We start from the raw sequence: 24,467 nt of genomic DNA, 5'->3' as shown, positions 1-24,467 counted from the left end.
GAACAAAGATAACTTAGTTAACTTCATCCATGCGGCCTAACAAAGAGCGCAGGCGCTCCTGCCATGCAGTTTGTTCTTCTTTAAGCTGTTCGTTTTCACGCACCAAAGACTCACGAGAGCCAGCGGCTTGCTGAACTTCTTGATTCAGTTGAGTGTTCTGTTCTTTCAGCTCTTCGATTTCCATCTGCAACAGCGTAATGGTATCAATCGCCTGCTGAACTTTTGCTTCCAATTTTTCAAATACTTCAAATGACATTCTTCTGTCCCCTTATCATAGCCAGGCGTACATCTGCTGTAGTGAGTGCGTTTCTTTAGCACCCACTGCGAAAATATAGTTGCGCCCATAAACACAACGGCTGCTGTCACCCCAAGGCGCGCAAGCCACTGCGCAATAAATTCGTTTCAACTCCGATTGTATGTACCCCATTCTCTACTGTCTAGCGCGATACTGAGGCAAAGTGCAGTCTGTAACAAATTCGCACCTTCTGCCTATCAGCAAATCCCTAAAAAAAGCATTTTTCACTACGACGTTGATTTCACAATTATTTTACAAAATCGTGTCACCATGATCTGTGTCAGTGGTCAGATCACAAAAAAATATCGCTAAAAGAGCACTAAATGCGCGGTTTCACTCATTTTTATGACGAAGCACACACATTTTGATTTCGCTATTTCTCGTTTTTGCTCGTTAACGATAAATTTACATCAGGCCCAGAAAAAATAGATAAGGGCTGATCCTTACTCCCTACAATAATTCGTCGTTAGGACATCAAGTCATGAGCCAAACAGCTAGTTCAACGTTAAAAGGGCAATGCATCGCTGAATTTCTCGGCACCGCGTTGCTGATATTTTTTGGATGTGGCTGCGTAGCCGCACTCAAGCTGGCGGGCGCAAGTTTTGGTCAGTGGGAAATAAGCGTCATTTGGGGCCTAGGTGTTGCTATGGCCATTTACCTGACCGCTGCGATCTCCGGTGCACACCTTAACCCTGCAGTGACCATCGCGTTATGGCTATTTGCCTGCTTCGATAAACGTAAGGTTGTGCCTTATATCATCGCGCAGATCGCAGGTGCATTTTGCGCAGCAGCGTTAGTGTATGGCTTATATCACAACCTGTTTGTCGATTTCGAACAAGCCAACCACATCGTTCGCGGCAGCGTAGCCAGCTTAGATCAGGCGGGCGTATTCTCAACCTATCCAAATCCACATATCTCGGTGGGACAAGCATTCTTGGTTGAAACCGTGATTACTGCCATTCTGATGTGCTTGATCCTCGCCCTTACCGATGACGGTAACGGTATTCAGCGTGGCCCATTAGCGCCGCTGTTGATCGGTATCCTGATTGCTGTTATCGGTGCATCCATGGGGCCACTAACCGGATTTGCCCTAAATCCAGCGCGTGACTTTGGCCCTAAAATCTTTGCCTATCTGGCAGGATGGGGGGAAGTGGCCTTTACGGGTGCCCGTGATATTCCATACTTCTTAGTACCTATCTTTGGCCCAATCGTCGGCGCATGTATTGGTGCCTTCGGTTACCGCTCATTAATTGGCCGCCACTTGCCATGTGACGTATGCAATTTAGAAGATGAGCCAGCAGTGAAACCCGAACAGCGTAAGGCTTAGTCATTCACCGGCGTTGGCAATGTCTGCGCCGGTTTTCATCTCTTTGAGACACCATGTCGTTTTCAGTTCATCAACGCAGGATTAATGTTATGACGACCGAAAAAAAATACATCGTCGCGCTCGACCAAGGAACCACCAGCTCTCGTGCCGTGGTACTGGATCATGACGCTAATATCATCAGCGTCTCTCAGCGTGAATTTGAGCAAATCTATCCAAAAGCAGGATGGGTTGAACATGACCCAATGGAGATTTGGGCGACGCAAAGTTCTACTCTGGTCGAAGTTCTTGCGAAGGCAGATATTAGTTCAGATCAAATCGCCGGTATCGGTATCACCAACCAGCGTGAAACCACCATCGTGTGGGAAAAAGAAACCGGTAAGCCAATTTATAACGCTATCGTCTGGCAATGCCGCCGTACCGCTGACATTTGCGAAAAGCTGAAAAAAGCAGGTATGGAAGAGTACATTCGCCACAATACAGGCTTAGTGGTTGACCCGTATTTCTCCGGTACCAAAGTAAAATGGATTCTGGATCACGTTGAAGGTTCGCGTGAGCGTGCAAAGCGCGGCGAGCTGCTGTTCGGTACCGTGGATACATGGCTGGTATGGAAAATGACGCAGGGACGTGTTCACGTCACCGATTACACCAACGCCTCGCGTACCATGATGTTCAACATCCACACGCTTGAGTGGGATGATCGCATGCTGGAAGCGCTGGATATCCCTCGCGAAATGCTGCCAACCGTACGCCCATCGTCAGAAATCTATGGGCAAACCAACATCGGTGGTAAAGGCGGAACACGTATTCCAATCGCGGGCATCGCGGGTGACCAGCAGGCGGCACTTTATGGCCAGCTGTGTGTTCAGGAAGGCATGGCGAAAAATACCTATGGCACTGGCTGCTTCCTCCTGATGAATACGGGTAAAGAAGCGGTTCCTTCTAAGCACGGTCTATTGACGACCATCGCCTGTGGCCCACGCGGTGAAGTTAACTATGCGCTGGAAGGTGCGGTATTTATCGGTGGTGCATCTATTCAATGGCTACGCGATGAGATGAAACTTATCAACGATGCAGCCGACTCTGAATACTTTGCTACGAAAGTGAAAGACAGTAACGGCGTGTACGTTGTTCCGGCCTTCACCGGTTTGGGCGCACCGTATTGGGACCCGTATGCGCGTGGCGCTATCTTCGGTCTAACCCGCGGCGTTAACGGCAACCACATCATTCGTGCAACGTTGGAATCTATCGCCTATCAAACTCGTGATGTGCTGGACGCCATGCAGGCAGACTCCGGTACTCGCCTGAAAGCGCTACGTGTGGACGGTGGTGCCGTTGCCAACAACTTCCTGATGCAGTTCCAGTCTGACATCCTGGGTACGCGTGTTGAGCGCCCTGCGGTGCTAGAAGTCACCGCGTTGGGTGCCGCTTATCTGGCTGGCCTAGCCGTTGGTTTCTGGAGCGATCTGGAAGAACTGCGCAGCAAGGCAACTATCGAGCGCGAATTCCGCCCAAGTATTGAAACCGTGGAACGTAACTACCGTTACAGCGGCTGGAAAAAAGCGGTGGCGCGTGCTCAAGCGTGGGAAGAGCACGATTGATATTTATATAAAGCTAAGGTGTAAGGTTTCGTTCGCCCGCTAGCCGTTGTGTTTTTCTGCAACCGCTGGCGTAGGCGACCGATGAGGGGCGCCAGCGCGCGCCCCTTCAATCCTCGCGCTTTTGTCCGCGACGCCATCTCCGCATCGGGTCGGCATGCGCCATCCTTGGCGCCTCCTCCCCTAGTAGAAACATCCTGTTTCTACTGCTCTCACTACCAAAACTTAAACAAATTAAAAGATAAGAAGACTAAATGTCTTTTGTCTTTTCCGTGTTAGATGAAATGCATTTTAGAGCCGCCAGCAGGGATGCTGGTGGCAGGTTGAGGGCGCACAGGACGTGCGCTCCGAGACCGGTCGGGCAAACAGCTCGGTAAAAAGCGCGCGAGTTGAGAGCCCCCGCGCAACGGGGCTCTCATCGGACGCCTACGCCAGCGGTTTCATGGAAACAAATTTGCTAATTGGCGGACGAAACCCTTCACCGTTTTATCATAGATGATAGAAAACCGCTGCTCATACAGACGCCTGCACAGTCCCACAGTGTGTGGAAGGCAGCAGCAATGAAGCCCATGCAATCGTTTTCCAATTCCCCCACTCACCTTGTGCTAAAATCCCCTCCCGTCTTTATCCTTCAAACTTTCAGTAACCAATACGGATCGACAATGAAACGTGAATTAGCCATCGAGTTCTCCCGCGTCACAGAAGCCGCAGCACTGGCAGGTTATAAATGGTTAGGTCGTGGTGACAAAAATGCCGCCGACGGCGCTGCCGTAAATGCGATGCGTATTATGCTCAATCAGGTCGATATCGACGGGGAAATCGTCATCGGCGAAGGCGAGATCGATGAAGCGCCAATGTTATATATCGGCGAGCGTGTCGGTACCGGCAGCGGCGATCAGGTTGATATCGCGGTAGATCCTATCGAAGGCACTCGCATGACGGCCATGGGGCAATCAAATGCGCTCGCCGTGATGGCTGTCGGTGATAAAGGTACGTTTTTACGCGCGCCAGATATGTATATGGAAAAGCTAGTCGTTGGGCCCCAAGCTAAAGGCGCTATCGATTTAAATCGCCCATTGGCCGAAAACCTACGTTTAGTCGCTGAAAAATTGGCAAAACCCCTGCATGAACTAACCGTCATCACGCTGGCAAAACCTCGCCATGATGCCGTTATTGCGGAAATGCAGGCGATGGGTGTTAAAGTTTTTGCCATTCCTGACGGCGATGTTGCCGCTTCAATTCTGACCTGCATGCCTGAAAGCGAAGTCGATGTGATGTATGGCATTGGCGGTGCACCTGAAGGCGTGGTATCAGCCGCCGTTATTCGTGCTCTGGATGGCGATATGCATGGACGCCTGCTGGCACGTCACGACGTAAAAGGCGATACACCGGAAAACCGTGCTTTAGGCGAGCAGGAGCTGAAGCGCTGCGCTGAAATGGGTATTGAAGCCGGCAAAGTACTACGTCTGGATGAAATGGCGCGTAACGATAACGTGGTGTTCTCCGCAACGGGGATCACTAAGGGCGATTTGCTGGAAGGGATTTATCGTAAAGGCAATATGGCGACAACGGAAACGCTGCTGATTCGTGGTAAGTCGCGCACCATTCGCCGCATTCGCTCAACGCATTATCTGGACCGTAAAGATCCGAAGATCTGCGAATTGATTATCTAGTTTCGCTCGTTCAGCCTCCCGTTCTTGAGGAGGCTGAACGATGTTATTTCAACGACTACGCCATATGCCCTTGCTGCTGCATTTTATGCGCCAGCGGCAGCCAGCAAAGCAGGATCATCACGCCCATCGCCGTCATTAACATACCTAGGCTGAATTGCCCCGTCTGAGGCAACAGTGCTGAAAACCACGCCATAGCGCCAGAACCCACGTTTTGCAGTCCCCCGACTAAAGCACCCGCCGCACCGGCCAAGAATGGGAATGGCTCCATAGCACCGGTGGTTGCCAATGGGAACAGCATTCCGGCACCAAAGAAGAACAGCGCCGCAGGCACAACCAGCGTCCAGATATTCATAATGCCAAACCAACCCGGTATCCACATCATAAACCCAGCAACCAAACAGCTAATCACCGAATGCCACATCAACGTAGAGAAGCTTTTTCCCTGACGTCCTGCGTACCAAGCGCCAAAGAAGGCCGCTGGAATAGGCAGAATAAACAGAATGCTGACGACAATACCGCTAAGCCCTAATACGCCGCCCATTAAGACGCCAGAACAAGCTTCAAAAACAGCCACCCCGGCCAGTCCACCGACCAACATAATCAGATAGCAACCAAACGAGCCGTTGGTCAGCAACATCTTATAGCTAGCAAGCATATTCTTACGCGGCGCGTTGGCAGGGCGCGTTTCTGGCAGAAAGCGATACATCGAAAACATGACGCAAACGCAAAGCAGCAGCAGGAACCCATAGCAAGCACGCCAGCCTAATACCGAATCCAACATGCCACCGATTACCGGCGCCAACAGCGGACTGACCAGAATACCCATGTTTAATAGACTATTGGCATAACGTAGAGAAGGCCCTTCGTAAAGATCGCGTGGCATGGTTCGTGCCATCACACCGGCAACACCAGTCCCCATACCTTGCAAGGCACTCGCCATGATCAGCATGTCCAAATTGGTAGACAGCAATGCCCACAGCGCACCTGCGATGAAAATCCCCATACCGAGCAGAATAACGGGACGGCGCCCTACTCGATCGGATATCGGGCCGTAGATCAACTGCGATCCACCATAGGTCAGTAAATAAGCAGCCATCACGCCCTGTACCGCACCGCTACGCACGCCTAAATCGCGCGCCATATCGGCAATAGAAGGCACATAAATGGTTTGCGCCATCTGACCAACGGCGACTAATAGAATCAACATCACTAACAGATGAAAATTTTCGAGCTTTCTCATTATCTTACGCTTGCCGACGCATTAAATTAGTATAATCAACTATTCACTTAGTGAAAGTCAGGAAGTTAAATCCATAGATCGGCGCATAATCTAACAGATTGGTTTAAATAAACGAGAGAGTTAGGTTCTTTATTCTGAGGTGATTTGGCGTATAAAAGTACCTAACTCGTAAAGAAAAAGTTACAGCCCTATGTTCTTTCTGCGACGAGATTAAAAATAGAGAATATTAATCATTTAATAGCGATTTATAAGTTATTAAACTATATACCCACTTTCCAAAAGGATTTGAGTCATGAAGACACCAGAACTGATTATGCTGCAGTTGAAGAGCCTAGGCCCTCAATCAGCCAAAATGCTCGCAGATAGAATTGCTATCACGACTATGGGCATTCGCCAGCATTTACAGCAGCTCGAGCAACGTGAGCTTGTCTGTTATGAAGAGGCCAGAACCAAGGTGGGTCGCCCAACGCGTTATTGGTCATTAACCACCAAGGGCCACGGCCAATTCCCAGACCGTCATCAAGACTTGTCACGCGTGCTACTTGGCGCTGCACAGCAATTATTTGGTGATGAAGGCGTCGACAAACTCATTAACGTGCGCGAAGACTCTCTCTTCAATCGTTACGCGACCGAACTTGAAAAGCATCCTGAAGGAGAGGAACGCTTTCAGGCCTTAGCTCGCCTGCGCCAAAACGATGGCTATATGGCCGAGTTGGAAGTCGAAGACGATGCCGTCGTCCTGATCGAAAACCACTGTCCGATTGGCGTTGCAGCCCACAACTGCGGTAACTTATGCAACTCAGAGCTGAGTTTATTGCATCGTCTTTTAGGGCCGAACTATGAAATTGACCGAGTCGAGCATATTATTTCCAACTCACGCCGCTGTGCATATCGCATTACACCTCGGGAGTTGTAACCATGGCAGAATGGGTAACGGGAACCATTACTCAAGTTCAACACTGGACAGATAATCTGTTCAGCATACAGGTGCAAGCACCGGTCAAAGCCTTTACGGCTGGCCAGTTTGCCAAACTCGGCTTAGATATCAACGGTGAGCGCGTGCAACGCGCTTACTCTTACGTCAACGCGCCGAGCGATAGTAACTTAGAGTTTTATCTGGTGACCGTGCCTGATGGCAAGCTCAGCCCTCGCCTACATAGCCTACAGGCCGGAGATACTTTACAGGTGACAGAAGAGGCCGCAGGCTTCTTTGTTCTGGAAGAGGTGCCTGACTGCAATACGCTGTGGATGCTCGCAACAGGAACTGCACTGGGGCCGTATTTGTCGATTCTGCAGGAAGGCAAAGACCTAGAACGCTTTGAAAATATCGTTTTGGTTCATGCGGCTCGTCTGGCACAAGACCTAAGCTATTTACCGCTGATGCAACAACTTGAGCAGCGTTATAACGGTAAACTGCGGATTCAAACCGTGGTGAGCCGTGAGAATGCTGCGGGTTCGCTGCAGGGTCGAGTTCCTGCGTTAATTGAGGATGGCTCGCTGGAAGCCGCAGTTGGGCTGAAAATTGATGCCGACACTAGCCATATTATGCTGTGCGGCAATCCGCAGATGGTCCGCGATACCCAGCAGGTCTTGAAGGAAACGCGTGGGATGCGTAAGCATCTACGCCGTAAACCAGGCCATATTACCAGCGAGCATTACTGGTAACCGCGCTACGATCGAGTGCCGGATAAACTATCCGGCACTTTTCTTGGTTTAGCGCCCCGCGTTCTTAAAATCGACAGGCGTAGGCTCTGGGCCAAAACGGTTATCACCTTCTGTTCCCACGAATGAGCCGCAATCAATCAGCACCATCACGCCAATTAGCGTAGGAATAAAACGCCCAACGCCCCACTGCCAGATCTCGGCCAGCATGCTCCAATTTCCGGCGGCTAACATCCATGCCAGTACCACTAAAAGCGCCCACCAGCCTGATTTATTACGATCGTGCAAACGCTTCACCAGCACCGCAGCCGTTGGCCAAAGAGAAAATACTAAGCCAAATGCCGCCGTTTGCAGTGAAACCCAACCGCTTCCCGCAATGGAAAAAATAATCACTAAAAGCAGCGCCCACAATCCCATCCAAATCCAGAAATCGCGCCGCCCGATTCGTCCGTTAAAAGAGAAACACCATTTTTGAATGGTCATTTTCCGACGTTACCTACGTAATTAAACCTAATGGCGGCAAAGTCTACCTTATCTCGATTAGTCATCGGGGAATTTTGCACACAATTTTGACAATCACCCTCCTAAAACGCTTTAATCAGGTATCAGGCGTGTGTATTACCAGCATTCAGAATAGTGGATTGGAAAATCAGACCAACAATGAAAAAAATGAGTTGCTACACATCCAACAAAGTTTTCTTCTTACCGATACTGCTTCTATGGGCCTCCACCATCAGTTTTTCTACCCATGCGGCATCAGATGAAAAGCACTCCCTGAGTGACGAGCTCCCTGCGGCGCCTTATCTGCTCCCCAATGCGCCCACGTTTGATTTAACGCTGGTTGAGTTCAGGTCTAAGTACAACATTGAAAATCCGACGCTCATCATCAATGAATACCGTGCTATCAGTGTTAAAAATGAAGAAATAGCCATTACCCGCGCGGCGAGCAAAATCAACGACGAGCTCTACTCTTCGGTGGTGCTGGAAAAAGGCACCGGCAAGATTAAAAGCTTACAGATTACCTATGTCCCACCCACCCCAGTAAAAGACGAAAAAGAGAGCGGCAAAGCTGAGGATAAAAAAGCAGTGAAGCCGGATGACAAAGACAAAGCATCACGCGCGCTGGCTGTAAATTATATGGCCGCCATCATGCGTCATTTTTCGCCTACACTGTCCTTTGATCAGTGCACCGCTAAGGTCTCCTCGCTGTTGAATAAAGGGAAAGGTCAGCTCTATTTCGCCCAAAATGATGGGGCATTGCGCTATGTGGTGTCAGATAGCGCAGAAAAAGGTATTACTTTCGCTGTTGAACCGATTAAGCTGTCGTTATCAGATAATGCAACTTAATCGCATCCTTTCGTATTTCATGATGGAAAACAAAACTTCTTAGTCGCGAGCTTTCTATACTGATTTACAGACAATGCCGTAAGGCAGACTTTTACGATTATGTGTTCCCGAATTGGAGAAATGAAAATGCGTCAACCATTAGTCATGGGCAACTGGAAACTCAACGGCAGCCACCACATGGTCAACGAACTGATCCTTGCGCTGCGTAACGAACTGAGCGAAGTGGCCAACTGTGACGTTGCTATCGCGCCACCAACTATCTATCTGGATCAGGCTGCACATACTCTGGCGGGTTCTCGTATCGCTCTGGGTGCGCAAGACGTTGGCATCAACGCTTCTGGCGCATTCACTGGTGAAACCTCTGCTCAGATGCTGAAAGATGTTGGTGCTAAATACATCATTATCGGCCATTCAGAGCGTCGTACTTACCACAAAGAAAGCGACGAGTTCATTGCTGAGAAATTCGCAGCGGTTAAAGAAGCAGGTTTAATCCCTGTTCTGTGCATCGGTGAAACCGACGCAGAAAACGAAGCAGGTAAAACTCAGGAAGTTTGTGCGCGTCAGTTAGACGCTGTGCTGAAAACCATGGGCGCTCAGGTGTTCAAAGGTGCAGTCATCGCTTACGAACCAGTATGGGCAATCGGTACTGGCAAATCTGCAACTCCAGCACAGGCTCAGGCCGTTCACAAATTCATCCGCGATCATATCGCTAAACACAACGCTGAAGCCGCTGAAGAAGTGATCATTCAGTACGGTGGTTCTGTGAATGCCGCTAACGCTGCTGAGCTGTTCACCCAGCCAGACATCGATGGCGCGCTGGTTGGCGGTGCATCTCTGAAAGCTGACGCTTTCGCAGTTATCGTTAAAGCAGCAGCTGAAGCGAAAAAAGCCTAATCGCTTTTTTATGCTTTAAATGCAAAAACCCCGGACATCCGGGGTTTTTTTATATCTAACATTTTATCGCTGCGAGATTTGATCAAACTCGCCGCCGGTTGAAAAGTGCTCTTTCTGCGCTTTCTGCCAGCCGCCAAAGACTTGGTCAACGGTAAACAGCTTCAGCTGTGGGAACTGCTGGCTGTATTGTTTGGCGATGGCCTCGTCACGCGGGCGGTAATAGTTCTTCGCCGCGATAGTTTGCCCTTCCGGTGAATACAGATACTTCAGATATTCATCAGCAACCTTACGCGTGCCACGCTTATCGACCACTTTATCGACAACCGATACCGTTGGCTCTGCAAGAATAGAGACGCTTGGCGTCACGATTTCAAACTGATCTTTACCCAGTTCATGCTGCGCCAACAACGCTTCATTTTCCCATGCAATCAGCACATCGCCGATGCCACGCTCAACAAAAGTATTGGTTGCGCCACGTGCGCCAGAATCCAGCACCTCAACGTTCTTATACAACGCTTTCACGAACTCTTTAGCTTTTGCCTGATCGTTGTTGTTGTTCTGCAATGCATAACCCCATGCGCCTAAATAGTTCCAACGAGCGCCGCCGGAGGTTTTTGGATTAGGAGTAATAATGGCAACGCCCGGCTTGATTAAATCATTCCAGTCGTGGATCTGCTTGGGATTTCCTTTACGTACCAAAAATACAATGGTCGAAGTGTAAGGTGCAGAGTTATCTGGCAGGCGTTTAATCCAGTTTTTATCGATGCGACCGCGTTCAGCGATGGCGTCAACGTCATAAGCCAGCGCGAGCGTGACAACATCGGCCTCGATGCCGTTGATGACCGAAGTCGCCTGCTTGCCCGAGCCACCATGAGACTGTCTGATCGTCACATTATCGCCCGTTTCTTGCTTATAATGTTTGCTGAAAGCCTCGTTGTATTGTTGATAAAGCTCTCGCGTTGGATCGTAAGAAACGTTTAGCAACTGAATATCTTTTGCCAGCGCACCGGTAGCCACCAGCAGTAACGACAGCCCAATCCCGAATTTATGCATCACCGCTCTCCAAAACTTTGTCCCCAAGAAGTTAAGATAGAGCCTGCCAGAAACCCGAGAAATGATTAAAGAATAAAAAAGATACAGTTATACCTTCAAGGAATAATAAAAAGAGTTTTACTCAGAGGGTTTATTAGTCAGGATAAGCAAAAAGCCCCAAGAAGGGGCTTTTGAATCAGGTTCACTGTCGATTTGTGAAACGAGATTTGTGAAACGAGATTTGTGAAACGAGATTTGTGAAACGATTAGTACAGTACTTTCGCTGTTTCTAACCAGTCACCTTTGAACGGACGCTTCATGTTTTCCACAGCGTCGATGATGTCATGGTGAACCAGTTTTTCGTTCTGAATACCAACGCAACGGCCGCCATAACCCTGCAACAGCAGCTCAATGGAGTACGCGCCCATGCGGGAAGCCAGAATACGGTCATAAGCAACCGGCGCACCGCCGCGCTGAATGTGGCCCAGTACGGTTGCACGAGTTTCACGACCGGTCTCTTGCTCGATGTGTTTCGCCAGTTCATCGATATCACAGATATGCTCGGTGATAGCCACAATCGCGTGTTTTTTACCTTTGATGATGCCCGCTTTGATTTCGTTAACCAGATCTTCGCGTTTGAACTCAACTTCTGGCAGAACGATGAATTCACAGCCACCGGCAATCGCCGCCGCCAGAGTCAAATCGCCACAGTAGCGACCCATCACTTCAACGATAGAGATACGCTGGTGAGAAGAAGAGGTATCACGCAGACGGTCAATCGCTTCAACCACGGTTTCTAACGCGGTGAAGTAACCGATGGTGTAGTCGGTACCGGCTACGTCGTTATCAATGGTGCCCGGCAAACCAATGCAAGGGAAACCCATTTCAGTGATGCGCTTCGCGCCCATGTACGAACCATCACCGCCGATAACGACCAATGCGTCTAAACCAACTTTACGCATGTTATCAACGGCTTTCTCACGCACTTTGTCGTCACGGAATTCAGGGAATCGCGCGGAACCCAAGAAAGTGCCACCGCGGTTAATCATGTCTGAAACACTTGAGCGATCCAGCTGCTTCATTCGACCTTCGTACAAGCCAAGGTAGCCGTCCTCAATACCGTAGACTTCTAACCCTTTCGCCAACGCTGCACGTACAACACCACGGATCGCAGCGTTCATACCTGGAGCGTCACCGCCACTCGTCAATACACCGATTTTCTTGATCATGACTACCTCTGAGCTTGTAGATGCTATTCTTAAGAATTGTTTTCGCCATCGCGCTAAACGTTATTATATGTGGTACAGGACACAGGTATAAAAAATGAACGTTTATCGCTGCTACTGCTGAATATTATATCAAAGTTATCCAGCTGAATTGATTCAGGTCAGTCTAGTTTGTGGTAAAAAAATTCCCAAGCATTTAAAGAATAAATTTAGAAACTCACCACACTAATAACATTATTTCTTATAGTTTAGCCGTGATTAGAGCTCCCAATGCCCTTTTCGTCCATCAGGCACCACCGAACATGGGTCTTGATGAATAATCACGTCCGAACCAGGAAAACGTTGCAAAATCGCCTGCTCAACCTGTTCAGCAATGCCATGAGCCTGAATTAAAGGCAGGTTGTCGTCCATCTCAATATGTAACTGAATAAAACGAGTCGGCCCAGACTGACGGGTTCTTAGATCATGCACGCCGCTGACGCCCGGCCAAGCGTGCACAATATCAACGATCGCCTGCCTTTCATCGTCATCCAAAGCCCGATCCAACAAAGACTGGACCGCTTCATATCCCATACGCAGCGCGCTATACAGGATATAAACCCCAATCCCCAACGCAAACAGGGAGTCCGCGCGGGTAAAGCCATACCAGCTCAGCCCCAGAGAAACAAGAATCGCACCGTTCATCATCACATCAGACTGATAATGGAGCATATCGGCACGCACCGCCTGACTGCGCGTTTTGCGCACAACCCAACGCTGGAAAGTGACCAATGCTATCGTACAAGCTAAAGCGATAATTGTTACCCCAATCCCCAAGCCGGGATCGGTCATGGGTTCAGGATTGATAAGGTGCTGGAATCCGGTGAGGAATAGGAACAACGCGGAACCAGAAATAAACATGCTTTGGGCCAGAGCAGCCAACGACTCGGCTTTCCCGTGACCAAACGTGTGCTCTTCATCGGCGGGCTGAAGAGAATAGCGAACCACAAACAGATTTGTCAGAGAGGCCGCGATATCCACCACGGAATCCACCAGCGACGCCAATAGGCTCACCGAGCCAGTATGCCACCAGGCAAGTGTTTTAATAATGAGGAGAGCGGTGGCAGTAACCGTGGCTCCCAGCGCAGCGGTTTTGACTAACCGTGCATACTGCTGGTCCATGAAAATTTCCTTTAACGATTAGGGCTGTTCAGTATAGCGAATTAATGACAAAAAAAAGCCTGTTGGAAAATGGCGCGATACGATCGTTAAATCACAGACAAAAAAAACCCCACCGTAAGGTGGGGAAGACAGGGATGGTGTCTATGGCAAGGAAAAACAGGGTGCTACTCTTTCGTACCTAACTTCAGGGCTGAAGTATTCTGCATGGTTGCTACCTGCTGCTGCCAACTGGCAATACGCTGCTGGTAACGCTCATTTAACTGGGCCTTTTGCTCGGGAGTCAGCAGGCTGTACATCTGGTTGCGAATTTTCGCCATTTCAACCTGACGGTTTATACTCTCCTGAGCCATTTTTTCGGCTAACTGCCGCACTGCGGCTTCATCGAACTTTTCTGCCGTTACCAGATTATGCATGGCTTCAGCCTCCGCTATATCAACGCGGGGTAAATCATGTCGCGCTAGTTGCATCAAATCGCGCATTTGTTGACGCTGATGTTCGGTAAGATTCACACCGTCAAACATGCGGTTATGATCCATACTTTGATACAACATACCGTTTTGTTGAGTGCCATCGGCAAATGCTGCGGTAGAGGCCATCGCAAGCATCAAAGTCATGGCTAACGAGGTTACTTTACGCATCATCTACTCCTTTGCTTTGGCTCGCTTATGTGAATCAACGAGAATCAGTGTAACTCGAGGCCTGAAAACTAGCGTCAGTGCATGTAAAACTAAGTAAAGTCATGGAATAGCGGCACTTGTTGTCGTATTTTGCGTCAGGAGGTAAACACCTATGAATAAAATTTTACTGGTTGATGACGATCGCGAACTGACGTCACTTTTACAAGAACTACTTGATTTAGAAGGTTTTAGCGTCGTGGTAGCGCACGATGGCGAACAGGCTCTGGAACTTTTAGATTCCAGCATTGATTTATTATTGCTCGACGTAATGATGCCAAAGAAAAACGGTATCGATACTTTGAAAGAAGTGCGCCAACATCATCAAACGCCGGTAATTATGCTCACGGCTCGCGGTAGCGAACTGGACCGAGTATTGGGTCTTGAGCTTGGTGCAGATGACTATCTGCCAAAACCATTTAACGATCGTGAACTGGTTGCGCGTATTCGTGCGATTCTGCGTCGCTCCAACTGGAATGAACAGCAGCAAAGCAACGAAAGCAATGCGCCAACGCTAGAGGTCGATCATCTGCTGCTTAATCCAGGACGTCAGGAAGCCAGCTTTGATGGGGAAACCTTAGAGCTCACCGGCACTGAATTTACCCTGCTCTACTTGCTGGCACAGCATTTGGGCCAGGTAGTGTCACGTGAGCATTTAAGCCAAGAAGTGCTCGGCAAACGTCTGACACCTTTTGACCGCGCGATTGATATGCATATTTCTAACCTGCGCCGTAAGCTGCCAGAGCGTAAAGATGGTCAGCCTTGGTTCAAAACGCTGCGTGGTCGCGGTTATCTGATGGTGTCTGTTTCATGATTAATAGCCTTACGGCACGTATCTTTGCCATTTTCTGGTTAACGCTGGCGTTGGTGCTGATGGTGGTGCTAATGCTGCCAAAGCTCGACTCACGCCAGCTAACCTCATTACTGGACAGTGAACGCCGTCAAGGCATTATGCTGGAGCAGCACGTAGAAGCAGAGTTGGCTGTCGATCCGGCGAATGACTTGATGTGGTGGCGCCGTTTGTTTCGCGCCATTGATAAATGGTCACCTCCGGGTCAACGCCTTCTGCTGGTGACAAGCGAAGGGCGCGTTATTGGCGCACAACGCAATGAAATGCAGATTGTACGTAACTTTATCGGCCAGTCTGATAACGCAGACCAGCCGAAAAAGAAAAAATATGGCCGACTCGAAATGCTCGGGCCATTCCCTATTCGTGATGGCGAAGATAACTACCAGCTCTATCTGGTTCGCCCCGCAAGCAGCCCTCAGTCTGATTTCATCAACCTGATGTTTGACCGACCACTGCTGCTGCTGCTTGTCACCATGCTTATCAGCTCGCCGCTGCTGCTTTGGCTCGCATGGAGCCTCGCAAGCCCCGCTCGTAAGCTTAAAAACGCCGCCGATGATGTTGCCAGCGGTAACCTAAAACAGCATCCGGAACTGGAGGCTGGCCCACAGGAATTCTTAGCCACAGGCGCCAGCTTTAACCAAATGGTCAGCGCGCTCGAGCGCATGGTCAATGCACAGCAGCGTTTGATCTCTGATATTTCGCATGAGCTAAGAACGCCGCTCACGCGCTTGCAGCTCGCCACTGCGCTGATGCGCCGCCGCCATGGTGAATACAACGAACTTTCACGCATTGAGATGGAGGCACACCGCCTCGACAGTATGATTAACGACCTGCTGGCGCTATCACGTAATCAGCATAAAACCGAGCTAGAACGCGAACATTTAAAAGCCGATGAGCTCTGGGATGACGTGTTGGACAACGCGAAGTTTGAGGCCGAGCAAGTTGGGAAAACGTTAGAGATCATAAGCCCTCCAGGACCTTGGCCGCTATTTGGCAGCCATGCAGCTCTGGATAGCGCGGTTGAAAATATCGTGCGTAACGCGTTGCGCTACTCTCATCATCAGATTGCGGTGACGTTTAGCTGCGACAATCAGGGCATCACCATCCACGTTGATGATGATGGTCCAGGCGTTGCACCAGAAGATCGCGAACAAATTTTCCGGCCGTTCTACCGCACTGATGAAGCGCGCGATCGTGAATCGGGAGGAACAGGCTTGGGTCTCGCCATCGTAGAAACCGTCGTTGAACAGCATAATGGCTGGGTGAAAGCCGAAGACAGCCCGCTGGGCGGTTTACGCCTAACGCTTTGGCTTCCGCTTTATACGCGATAAGTTTGGAGTATAATGCGCCCCCTGACCTTGGGGGCGCATCACATGCTTAATATCGTTTTATTTGAACCTGAAATCCCACCGAATACCGGCAATATCATCCGTCTTTGCGCCAATACTGGCTTTAGCTTGCACCTCATTGAGCCTTTAGGCTTCACATGGGATGACAAACGCTTACGCCGCGCAGGTTTGGACTATCACGAATTTGCTACGCTGAAGAAACACCATGACTATCAAGCATTTCTCGATAGCGAAAAGCCAGAACGCCTGTTTGCATTGACCACTAAAGGTACTCCAGCACACAGCGCGGTGAACTATCAGGCCGGAGATTATCTGGTGTTTGGCCCAGAAACACGTGGCCTACCCGCCTATATTCTCGATGCCCTTCCCGCACAACAGAAGATCCGCATCCCGATGCTCGCCAGCAGTCGCAGCATGAACCTGTCTAACGCAGTTTCAGTGGTGGTTTACGAAGCATGGCGTCAATTAGGCTACGAAGGGGCTTTGCTCAAAGAGTGAGTTTTACTGTGATATGCGAGGCAGGCGAGTGTCTGCCCCGTAGAATGAAATGAACCTGTCGTTAAATTCCGTCGCCGAACTCAAAACCATCGTGTGAACCATTAAACAACTGATCCATATCCATAGACGGTTTTTCACTTTCAGGACGTCCTACAATGCGTGCAGGCACGCCCGCCGCCGTGGTATGAGCAGGAATCGGATGTAGAACCACTGAACCCGCACCAATCTTGGCTCCGCGGCCCACTTCGATATTACCCAGAATTTTAGCACCCGCGCCGATCATAACGCCTTCACGGATCTTCGGATGACGATCGCCCCCTTCTTTACCCGTACCACCCAGTGTTACGGATTGCAGAATAGACACGTCGTTTTCAACCACGGCCGTTTCGCCGATCACAATACCCGTCGCATGATCGAGCATGATCCCACAGCCAATACGCGCAGCAGGATGAATATCAACGCCAAAAACAACCGAGATTTGATTTTGCAGGTAAATGGCTAGTGCTTTGCGATCTTGCGACCATAACCAATGACCAATGCGGTAGGCCTGCAAGGCATGAAAACCTTTCAGGTAAAGCAATGGCGTGGAGTATTTGTCTACCGCAGGATCTCGCTGGCGAACAGCGAGAATATCGCGCGCCGCGTAATCTGTCATATTGGTATCGGCGCGATACGCCTCTTCCACCACTTCACGAATAGCGATAGCAGGCATAATGGCATTGGCCAGTTTATTCGCCAAAATATAGCTCAGCGCACTGCCCAAATTTTCATGCTTAAGGAGTGTTGCGTGATAGAAACTAGCCAGCATCGGCTCACACTCGGCTAAACCACGCGCCTCGGTTTTGATGCATTGCCAGATTTGTTCTAGTTCTTCTATCGACATACAACACTCCCTTCAATCAATTTAATTGCTGCCGTTACTATATCAGCTATAGTTATAATTCAGACAACAATTAATCAGACCAGCCGTAGCATGGTCAAGCCTTGATGTTAAAAACTTGATCTCTAACGGCTGGTTTTTTCGTCTTTGCGTGCTCGACCTAACAGCGTCAACGCCGCTTCACGAGCATCTTTATGGCAATAAAGCACTTGATAGATTTGCTCAGTGATTGGCATCTCCACACCAAAGCGCTGGGCCAAAGCCATCACTTCTTTAGTATTTCGATAACCTTCAACCACTTGGCCGATCTTATCCTGCGCTTCCTGCACACCAACACCCTGTCCGAGCATAATCCCAAAACGGCGGTTACGAGACTGGTTGTCAGTACAGGTCAGCACTAAGTCACCCAATCCAGACATCCCCATAAAGGTGGTTGGATCGGCACCCAGCGCAACGCCAAGACGACTCATTTCGGTCAACCCACGCGTGATCAATGCAGTTCTGGCGTTCGCACCAAAGCCGATGCCGTCAGACATGCCTGCGCCAATGGCAATCACGTTTTTTACCGCACCACCTAGCTGTACACCGATGAAATCAGGGTTGCTATAAACACGGAAGCTTTTGCCGCAGTGTAGTAGCTGCTGTAAATCGTCGGTGAACTGTGCGTCGGTAGATGACAGCGCAATTGCCGTCGGCAAACCCGCAGCCAGTTCTTTGGCAAACGTTGGGCCTGATAGCGTAGCTAAAGGAATGTCAGGGCCAAGCGCCTCACGAGCAACATCTTGTAGCAAACGACCTGTTTCTGCTTCTAATCCCTTGGTTGCCCAAACGATTCGCGAATCAGCACGCAGGTATGGCTTCAGTTGACGCAGCACTTCACCAAACACATGGCTCGGCACAACGACCAGCACATCACGGCTTGCAGCCATTGCCTTCGCAAGATCGGTTTCCAGCGTCAGCGTATCAGGGAAAGGAACATCAGGCAGGAATGCCTGATTACAACGCGCAGCATCCAGTGCCTTGATATGTTTAGGGTCGTGACCCCATAACACCACTTGATGCCCATTACGCGCCAGCGTAATTGCCAAAGCGGTGCCGTACGAACCGGCACCGATGACGGTCATTGAAGCCGTAGGGTTATTCATTAGGCATCCTGAGGCTGCTGTTCAGCACCTTCTGCGCCTTCAGCCTGCTGCAGATAATTCATGAACAGTGCATCGAAGTTCACTGGAGCCAAGTTCAGCTGTGGGAAAGTACCACGAGAAACTAGGCTGGTGATGCATTCACGTGCATATGGGAACAGGATGTTCGGGCAGTAAGCACCCAGGCAATGCGCCATCTGAGTTCCTTCGATGCCAGAAATAGTGAAGATACCAGCCTGCTGAACTTCACACAGGAATGCAGTTTCTTCGCCCAGAGTTGCCGTTACCGTCACGCGCAACACCACTTCAAATACGCCGTCAGCCAGCTGAGTGGATGCAGTATCCAGATCCAGTTTAACTTCTGGCTGCCAATCTTTCTGGAATACAGCGGGCGCATTTGGAGCTTCGAAAGAGATATCTTTGGTGTATACACGTTGGATCTGGAAAGACATCTCTGAGTTGTTTTGTTCTGACATAGCGTTAATACCTTTTAAGTTAATATCCATAAATGGGAATTATGGGGCGAATACCGCACGGGTTACAGCAACGGGTCGAGGCCGCCTTTTGCATCCAGCGCGTGTAAATCGTCACAGCCACCAATGTGCTGCCCATCAATAAAAATTTGTGGCACGGTTGTACGACCACTGCGCTCAATCATTTCTTCACGCTTTTTCGGATCGTTATCAATAGCAATTTCATTAAACTGAGCGCCTTTTGACTGCAACAACGCTTTCGCACGATGACAGAAAGGACAGGTCGCTTTGGTATAGATCTCAATGTTTGCCATGATGAATTCCTTGCAGATTATTTACCGCGAGCTAAAGGCAGATTGTCACTGCTCCAGCCTGCGATGCCGTCTTTCAACGTATAAACACGCTCAAAGCCCGCTTTCACTAAATGCTCACCCGATTCACGAGAGCTCATGCCATTGGCACAAACCACGATAACCGGCTGAGCTTTATGTTTCTCTAATTCACCAAAGCTGCCATTTTTCAGGTCGCTAGGCGTCAGATTCAGAGAGTTTGCCAGATGACCCTTGCGGAAATCTTCGCGAGTACGGGTATCAACAACAACGGCATCTTCTTTGTTAATCAGAAGAGTGGCTTCACCACGAGTAATTTCTTTTACTTTGGAGAAACGGCTTTTAAAGGTGGTGACCAGTACTGCTACAAACAGAACAATCCACGCTACGCTAAGTATGGGATGGGCACTCACAAATTGCATAATCTCTTGCATTTGCATGGGGTGTAACTACTCCCGTCAGTTAAGGGATAAAATCAAAGAGTCAGAGTATACCTGCGCAGTGCGTCAATTACAGCCAGAAGACCTGTTACTAAAAACGAATCTGCGGCATAACCCGAAATTTTTCATGATTCAGACAGGATTTACCTGCTTGAAACAAGGTACAGAAACGATCATTTGATCTTTCTGCGCTCAATTCACCACAGACTGTAGTAAAATTACACTACTTTGAGTGCAAATAGCCGTGTATGTTATTCGGCCTTTGCTTAGGCACCGCTCTGCGGGCGTGTGAGTGATTCCGTTTTAACCTAAACGGCTATTCACACTTGAACGTATTTTGAACTCAAACTTTGAACTTATAAAGAAACGAGGTTGTTGCAATGTCGAGCGCCAAAAAACCAATGGTACTGGTAATTCTAGACGGTTATGGTTACCGCGAAGAAACCCAAGATAACGCGATTCTTAACGCAAAACGTCCCGTCATGGATCGTCTGTGGAAAGAGTATCCGCACACCCTGATTTCAGCTTCCGGTTTGGATGTAGGTCTGCCTGACGGCCAGATGGGTAACTCTGAAGTTGGTCACGTAAACCTTGGCGCAGGCCGCATCGTTTATCAAGATCTGACTCGTTTGGACAAAGAAATCAAAGACGGCGACTTCTTTGCCAATGAAGTTCTGGTTGGTGCAGTTGATAAAGCCGTATCTCTGGGCAAAGCCGTTCACATCATGGGTCTGATGTCTCCTGGTGGCGTTCATAGCCACGAAGAACACATTCTTGCTATGGTCGAGTTGGCCGCCAAGCGCGGTGCAGAAGCTATCTACCTGCACGCATTCTTGGATGGACGTGACACCCCACCGCGTAGTGCTGAAAATACACTGAAACGATTCACTGAGAAATTTGCCGAGCTGGGCAAAGGCCGCATCGCGTCCATAGTTGGTCGTTACTATGCAATGGACCGTGATAACCGTTGGGACCGCGTTCAGTTAGCTTACGATCTGCTGACCGAAGCGAAAGGCGAATACACTGCTGAAAATGCGGTTGCCGGCCTTGAAGCGGCTTACGCTCGCGACGAAAACGACGAATTTGTTAAACCAACCGTAATCCAAGCGGCGGGTGAAGCGGATGCCTCCATGAACGACGGCGACGCGCTGATCTTTATGAACTTCCGTGCTGACCGTGCTCGCCAAATCACTCGCACCTTCGTCAACGCTGACTTTGACGGTTTCAAACGCAACAAAGTGGTTAACTTCAGCAACTTCGTGATGTTGACTGAATATGCGGCTGACATCAAAGCGGCATGTGCTTACCCACCATCTTCACTGGCAAACACCTTCGGTGAATGGTTGATGAAGCATGACAAAACCCAGCTGCGTATTTCTGAAACTGAAAAATATGCTCACGTGACCTTCTTCTACAATGGCGGCGTGGAAGAGCCATTCAAAGGCGAAGACCGCATCCTGATCAACTCGCCAAAAGTAGCGACTTACGATCTGCAGCCAGAAATGAGCTCTGCTGAACTGACCGAAAAACTGGTTGGCGCTATCAACAGCGGTAAATATGATGCGATTATCTGTAACTACCCTAACGGCGACATGGTTGGCCACACCGGTATTTACGATGCCGCAGTAAAAGCCATTGAAACTCTGGATCAGTGTGTAGGCCAGGTAGTCGAAGCCGTACAAAACGTTGGCGGTCAGTTGCTGATCACGGCAGACCACGGTAACGCTGAGCTGATGCGCGATCAGGTGACAGGTGCTGCGTATACCGCTCACACCAACCTGCCAGTGCCATTAATCTACGTTGGCAAACCAGCTAAAGCCGTTGAAGGCGGGAAATTGTCTGACATCGCAGCAACCATGCTGACGATGATGGACATGGAAGTGCCTAAAGAGATGACTGGTAAGCCGCTGTTCATCGTGGAATAATCGATCCCCATGAGGGGAAAAGATCAATTTCATGAATCAAAGGTAGCCTTAACGCTCAAAGCGGGTAAAAACATCGGCGATAAACCAACCTGTTTATCGCCTACTCCCTCAGCGTTTCGCATGTTACCGATACTGTGTGCCAGCGTAATCTATGCTGGCGCATGGTTTTCTTCATTCCCCGCTCTGGCCGCTGATGACAACAAACAGCAGCTAAAATCTATTCAGCAAGACATTGCTGAAAAAGAAAAAGCCGTCAAACAGCAGCAGCAACAACGTAGTTCGCTACAAGATCAGCTTAAAGCGCAGGAAAAAATCATTGCTCAGGCGAGCCGTTCTCTCCGAGAAACGCAATCTGAACTGGCAACGCTGAATGCAAATGTAACCAAGCTGACCGCCTCGATTAAAAAGCTTCAGTCACAAGAAAACAAACACCTAAAGCTGCTCGAGCATCAGCTCGACATGGCTTTCCGTTTAGGCAAACATACCGGTATTCAGGTTTTGCTGAGTGGTGAAGAAAGCCAGCGCGGCGAACGTATTTTGGCTTACTTTGGTTATCTCAATGAAGCACGCCAAAAAAATATCGATAAGCTAAACCAGACTCGTACCGACTTAGCCAGCGAAAAGAAAGAGCTGGAAGCCGCACAAAATCAGCAGAAAGCGATTCTGGTTACCCAGCAGCAAGCGCAGCAACAGCTAGAATCTGCCCGAATTCAGCGCCAAAAAACCCTGTCATCATTGGAAAGCTCGCTGGCGAAAGATCAACAACAGCTCTCCGAAATGAAAGCGAACGAATCACGCTTGCGCGATCAGATCGCCAAAGCCGAGCGTGAAGCTAAAGCCCGCGCCGAACGTGAGGCGCGCGAAGCCGCCAAGCTCCAAGCTCAAATGAAGGCTAAAGAAGAGCAGGCGAAGAAAAAAGGCACGACGTATAAATATAAGCCAACGGAAAGCGAGCGTTCACTGATAGCGCGTACCGGTGGTTTAGGCCGCGGTAATGGCCAGGCTATGTGGCCCGTTCGTGGCCGAACCATCCACAGTTTCGGCGAAACGCTACAGGGCGAACTCCGCTGGAAAGGAATGGTTATTGCCGCATCCGAAGGCAGTGAAGTTAAAGCCATTGCGGATGGTCGTGTCCTGCTTGCCGATTGGCTACAAGGTTATGGTCTAGTCGTCGTGGTTGAACACGGCAAAGGCGATATGAGCCTGTACGGCTATAACCAAAGCGCTTTGGTTAACGTCGGCGCACAGGTTCGTGCAGGACAACCTATCGCGCTGGTCGGTAATAGCGGTGGCCAAGGTCAGCCAGCTCTTTACTTTGAAATCCGCCGTCAAGGCCAAGCCGTCAACCCACTACCGTGGCTTGGACGTTAGCCCCAAGAGCCCTCATTCACCCGCAGTTACCGCTCCTGCAACAACAAGGGAAAACACATTGCGATTTTTCAATGCTGTCACCTCCGCACTGCTTATTTTCACCTGTAGCACGGTATCTGCCTATGCTGGAAAATTAGCCATCGTCATCGACGATTTTGGCTATCGCCCACAAGAAGAAAATAAAATTCTGCAAATGCCTTTGGCTATCTCGGTTGCCGTTTTGCCCACCGCACCTCATGCACGTGAAATGGCAAACAAGGCTCATGCTCAAGGTCGTGAGATTTTGATTCACCTACCAATGGCGCCGATTAGCAAACAGCCATTAGAAAAAGATACATTGCAGCCCTCAATGAGCGAAGCAGAAATCCAGCGCATCATCCGCCAATCCGTAAACGCCGTGCCCTATGCCGTTGGGATGAACAACCATATGGGCAGCCTGATGACGTCAAATCTGCAGGGGATGCAGAAAGTCATGCGCACGCTGGAGCAGTATCATTTTCTTTATTTTCTCGACAGCATGACGATTGGCAATAGCCAAGTGACAAACGCCTCTGCTGGTACCGGGATTAAGGTCATTAAGCGTAGAGTCTTTCTTGATGATTCTCAAAACGAAGCCGCTATCCGCCAACAGTTTAATCGCGCCATCCAAATCGCGCGGAAAAGTGGGTCTGCAATAGCCATCGGCCATCCGCATCCGTCAACTGTACGCGTATTACAACAAATGCTGCCGTCATTACCGGCAGATATTGTATTGGTTCGTCCTAGCTCACTGCTTAATGGCGCTTCCGTACCAGATAAAAATCCGCTGCCGACACAGCAAAAACCACACAACCCATTCCGTGGTGTTAAACAATGCATCGGCAAAAAATCGCCAGAGAAGGTGTATGCCACCGCCATGTTTGATGCCATTAGCACCAGCATAGTAAACTCAGCTCCGATAAAATTTATACAGTCACGCTGGAATTACTGGCTGTAATTGCGTCAGTATTAAATTAATTCATAATCCGGCATAATGTTGCATTGCGGATTATGAATTAATTACCAAACTAAAATGTATAAAAAGACACCTTATTTACTCTTTGGG

General features: G+C 49.4%; 25 protein-coding genes. 13 read left to right on the top strand and 12 right to left on the bottom strand.

All coding sequences use genetic code 11. The features are described 5' to 3' along the window. Positions 1 to 13: 13 nt before the first annotated feature. Positions 14 to 256, bottom strand: a complete 243-nt coding sequence (zapB, locus tag AB3Y96_RS00490; protein WP_025801471.1) for a cell division protein ZapB — start codon at positions 254 to 256, stop codon at positions 14 to 16. A 520-nt stretch (positions 257 to 776) separates the two neighbouring features. Between zapB and AB3Y96_RS00485 the strand changes: the two genes are divergently transcribed. The 3 genes from AB3Y96_RS00485 to glpX all read left to right on the top strand — a co-directional run bounded on the left by AB3Y96_RS00485 (position 777) and on the right by glpX (position 4,890). Beyond that, entirely contained in the window at positions 777 to 1,622 is an 846-nt protein-coding gene (locus AB3Y96_RS00485) for an MIP/aquaporin family protein (RefSeq protein ID WP_367298262.1), read from the top strand. Between the two features lie 89 nt (positions 1,623 to 1,711). Beyond that, on the top strand, positions 1,712 to 3,220 hold the full coding sequence (gene glpK, locus AB3Y96_RS00480; protein WP_072308215.1) for a glycerol kinase GlpK: 1,509 nt from the start codon (positions 1,712 to 1,714) through the stop codon (positions 3,218 to 3,220). A 659-nt stretch (positions 3,221 to 3,879) separates the two neighbouring features. Then, positions 3,880 to 4,890 carry a class II fructose-bisphosphatase gene (gene glpX / locus AB3Y96_RS00475; protein ID WP_367298261.1) on the top strand — a complete coding sequence of 337 codons (1,011 nt, stop codon included), beginning with the start codon at positions 3,880 to 3,882 and terminating at the stop codon, positions 4,888 to 4,890. 55 nt (positions 4,891 to 4,945) lie between these two features. Here the strand turns inward: glpX and emrD are convergent, their stop codons facing one another. Continuing rightward, positions 4,946 to 6,130, bottom strand: a complete 1,185-nt coding sequence (gene emrD / locus AB3Y96_RS00470) for a multidrug efflux MFS transporter EmrD (protein WP_025801477.1) — start codon at positions 6,128 to 6,130, stop codon at positions 4,946 to 4,948. Between the two features lie 292 nt (positions 6,131 to 6,422). Between emrD and AB3Y96_RS00465 the strand changes: the two genes are divergently transcribed. Both AB3Y96_RS00465 and fpr read left to right on the top strand, forming a co-directional pair. Then, complete coding sequence (locus tag AB3Y96_RS00465) at positions 6,423 to 7,046, top strand: metalloregulator ArsR/SmtB family transcription factor (protein ID WP_072308212.1); 624 nt, start codon at positions 6,423 to 6,425, stop codon at positions 7,044 to 7,046. 2 nt (positions 7,047 to 7,048) lie between these two features. Then, on the top strand, positions 7,049 to 7,795 hold the full coding sequence (gene fpr, locus AB3Y96_RS00460; RefSeq protein WP_367298260.1) for a ferredoxin--NADP(+) reductase: 747 nt from the start codon (positions 7,049 to 7,051) through the stop codon (positions 7,793 to 7,795). A gap of 48 nt (positions 7,796 to 7,843) precedes the next feature. On the opposite strand, the gene AB3Y96_RS00455 is transcribed toward fpr, so the two are convergent. Further along, positions 7,844 to 8,275 (bottom strand): DUF805 domain-containing protein, encoded by a 432-nt coding sequence (locus AB3Y96_RS00455; protein ID WP_072308210.1) that lies wholly within the window; start codon positions 8,273 to 8,275, stop codon positions 7,844 to 7,846. Positions 8,276 to 8,425: 150 nt separating this feature from the next. Here AB3Y96_RS00455 and AB3Y96_RS00450 point away from each other — a divergent pair, with 150 nt between their 5' ends. Both AB3Y96_RS00450 and tpiA read left to right on the top strand, forming a co-directional pair. Then, positions 8,426 to 9,139, top strand: coding sequence for a DUF1454 family protein (locus tag AB3Y96_RS00450; RefSeq protein ID WP_367300258.1), 714 nt, complete (start codon positions 8,426 to 8,428; stop codon positions 9,137 to 9,139). Between the two features lie 126 nt (positions 9,140 to 9,265). Further along, entirely contained in the window at positions 9,266 to 10,033 is a 768-nt protein-coding gene (tpiA, locus tag AB3Y96_RS00445; RefSeq protein WP_025801482.1) for a triose-phosphate isomerase, read from the top strand. Positions 10,034 to 10,096: 63 nt separating this feature from the next. On the opposite strand, the gene AB3Y96_RS00440 is transcribed toward tpiA, so the two are convergent. From AB3Y96_RS00440 to cpxP, 4 genes are all read right to left on the bottom strand, one after another. Then, a complete protein-coding gene (locus AB3Y96_RS00440) occupies positions 10,097 to 11,086 on the bottom strand; it encodes a sulfate ABC transporter substrate-binding protein (protein WP_367298259.1) in 990 nt (329 codons plus the stop codon). A gap of 245 nt (positions 11,087 to 11,331) precedes the next feature. After that, the gene (gene pfkA, locus AB3Y96_RS00435) at positions 11,332 to 12,294 is read right to left on the bottom strand and encodes a 6-phosphofructokinase (RefSeq protein ID WP_025801484.1); all 963 of its coding nucleotides are present in this window, start codon (positions 12,292 to 12,294) and stop codon (positions 11,332 to 11,334) included. Positions 12,295 to 12,549: 255 nt separating this feature from the next. Next, positions 12,550 to 13,452 (bottom strand): CDF family cation-efflux transporter FieF, encoded by a 903-nt coding sequence (gene fieF, locus AB3Y96_RS00430; RefSeq protein ID WP_072308207.1) that lies wholly within the window; start codon positions 13,450 to 13,452, stop codon positions 12,550 to 12,552. Between the two features lie 164 nt (positions 13,453 to 13,616). Continuing rightward, a complete protein-coding gene (gene cpxP / locus AB3Y96_RS00425; protein WP_367298258.1) occupies positions 13,617 to 14,093 on the bottom strand; it encodes a cell-envelope stress modulator CpxP in 477 nt (158 codons plus the stop codon). 148 nt (positions 14,094 to 14,241) lie between these two features. Between cpxP and cpxR the strand changes: the two genes are divergently transcribed. Genes cpxR through trmL form a run of 3 tightly spaced genes read left to right on the top strand, consistent with a single transcriptional unit; the run spans position 14,242 to position 16,823 of the window. Then, positions 14,242 to 14,940 carry an envelope stress response regulator transcription factor CpxR gene (cpxR, locus tag AB3Y96_RS00420; RefSeq protein WP_025801488.1) on the top strand — a complete coding sequence of 233 codons (699 nt, stop codon included), beginning with the start codon at positions 14,242 to 14,244 and terminating at the stop codon, positions 14,938 to 14,940. Beyond that, the gene (gene cpxA, locus AB3Y96_RS00415) at positions 14,937 to 16,307 is read left to right on the top strand and encodes an envelope stress sensor histidine kinase CpxA (protein ID WP_025801489.1); all 1,371 of its coding nucleotides are present in this window, start codon (positions 14,937 to 14,939) and stop codon (positions 16,305 to 16,307) included. Before cpxR ends, cpxA begins: the two co-directional genes overlap by 4 nt. A 42-nt stretch (positions 16,308 to 16,349) precedes the next feature. Beyond that, on the top strand, positions 16,350 to 16,823 hold the full coding sequence (gene trmL, locus AB3Y96_RS00410) for a tRNA (uridine(34)/cytosine(34)/5-carboxymethylaminomethyluridine(34)-2'-O)-methyltransferase TrmL (RefSeq protein ID WP_072308238.1): 474 nt from the start codon (positions 16,350 to 16,352) through the stop codon (positions 16,821 to 16,823). Positions 16,824 to 16,884: 61 nt separating this feature from the next. Here trmL and cysE read toward each other — a convergent pair whose 3' ends face one another. The 5 genes from cysE to AB3Y96_RS00385 all read right to left on the bottom strand — a co-directional run bounded on the left by cysE (position 16,885) and on the right by AB3Y96_RS00385 (position 20,081). Continuing rightward, positions 16,885 to 17,706, bottom strand: a complete 822-nt coding sequence (cysE, locus tag AB3Y96_RS00405; protein WP_040045225.1) for a serine O-acetyltransferase — start codon at positions 17,704 to 17,706, stop codon at positions 16,885 to 16,887. 122 nt (positions 17,707 to 17,828) lie between these two features. Then, complete coding sequence (gpsA, locus tag AB3Y96_RS00400; RefSeq protein ID WP_072308206.1) at positions 17,829 to 18,848, bottom strand: NAD(P)H-dependent glycerol-3-phosphate dehydrogenase; 1,020 nt, start codon at positions 18,846 to 18,848, stop codon at positions 17,829 to 17,831. Further along, entirely contained in the window at positions 18,848 to 19,321 is a 474-nt protein-coding gene (gene secB, locus AB3Y96_RS00395) for a protein-export chaperone SecB (RefSeq protein ID WP_025801493.1), read from the bottom strand. The genes gpsA and secB overlap by 1 nt, the downstream gene beginning before the upstream one ends. Before the next feature lie 62 nt (positions 19,322 to 19,383). Next, the gene (gene grxC / locus AB3Y96_RS00390) at positions 19,384 to 19,632 is read right to left on the bottom strand and encodes a glutaredoxin 3 (RefSeq protein ID WP_025801494.1); all 249 of its coding nucleotides are present in this window, start codon (positions 19,630 to 19,632) and stop codon (positions 19,384 to 19,386) included. A 17-nt stretch (positions 19,633 to 19,649) separates the two neighbouring features. Then, positions 19,650 to 20,081 carry a rhodanese-like domain-containing protein gene (locus tag AB3Y96_RS00385; protein WP_072308237.1) on the bottom strand — a complete coding sequence of 144 codons (432 nt, stop codon included), beginning with the start codon at positions 20,079 to 20,081 and terminating at the stop codon, positions 19,650 to 19,652. Between the two features lie 386 nt (positions 20,082 to 20,467). Here AB3Y96_RS00385 and gpmM point away from each other — a divergent pair, with 386 nt between their 5' ends. From gpmM to AB3Y96_RS00370, 3 genes are all read left to right on the top strand, one after another. Beyond that, complete coding sequence (gene gpmM / locus AB3Y96_RS00380) at positions 20,468 to 22,012, top strand: 2,3-bisphosphoglycerate-independent phosphoglycerate mutase (RefSeq protein WP_072308205.1); 1,545 nt, start codon at positions 20,468 to 20,470, stop codon at positions 22,010 to 22,012. 9 nt (positions 22,013 to 22,021) lie between these two features. Beyond that, positions 22,022 to 23,383: a murein hydrolase activator EnvC gene (gene envC, locus AB3Y96_RS00375; RefSeq protein ID WP_072308204.1), complete on the top strand. Its 1,362-nt coding sequence runs from the start codon at positions 22,022 to 22,024 to the stop codon at positions 23,381 to 23,383. An 88-nt stretch (positions 23,384 to 23,471) separates the two neighbouring features. Beyond that, the gene (locus AB3Y96_RS00370; RefSeq protein ID WP_247650301.1) at positions 23,472 to 24,359 is read left to right on the top strand and encodes a divergent polysaccharide deacetylase family protein; all 888 of its coding nucleotides are present in this window, start codon (positions 23,472 to 23,474) and stop codon (positions 24,357 to 24,359) included. The last annotated feature ends 108 nt before the right edge of the window (positions 24,360 to 24,467 follow it).

It is taken from the genome of Hafnia alvei (assembly GCF_964063325.1).
Taxonomy (GTDB): Bacteria; Pseudomonadota; Gammaproteobacteria; order Enterobacterales; family Enterobacteriaceae; genus Hafnia; species Hafnia alvei_B.
This window is presented reverse-complemented; position numbering and strand designations above follow the sequence as displayed.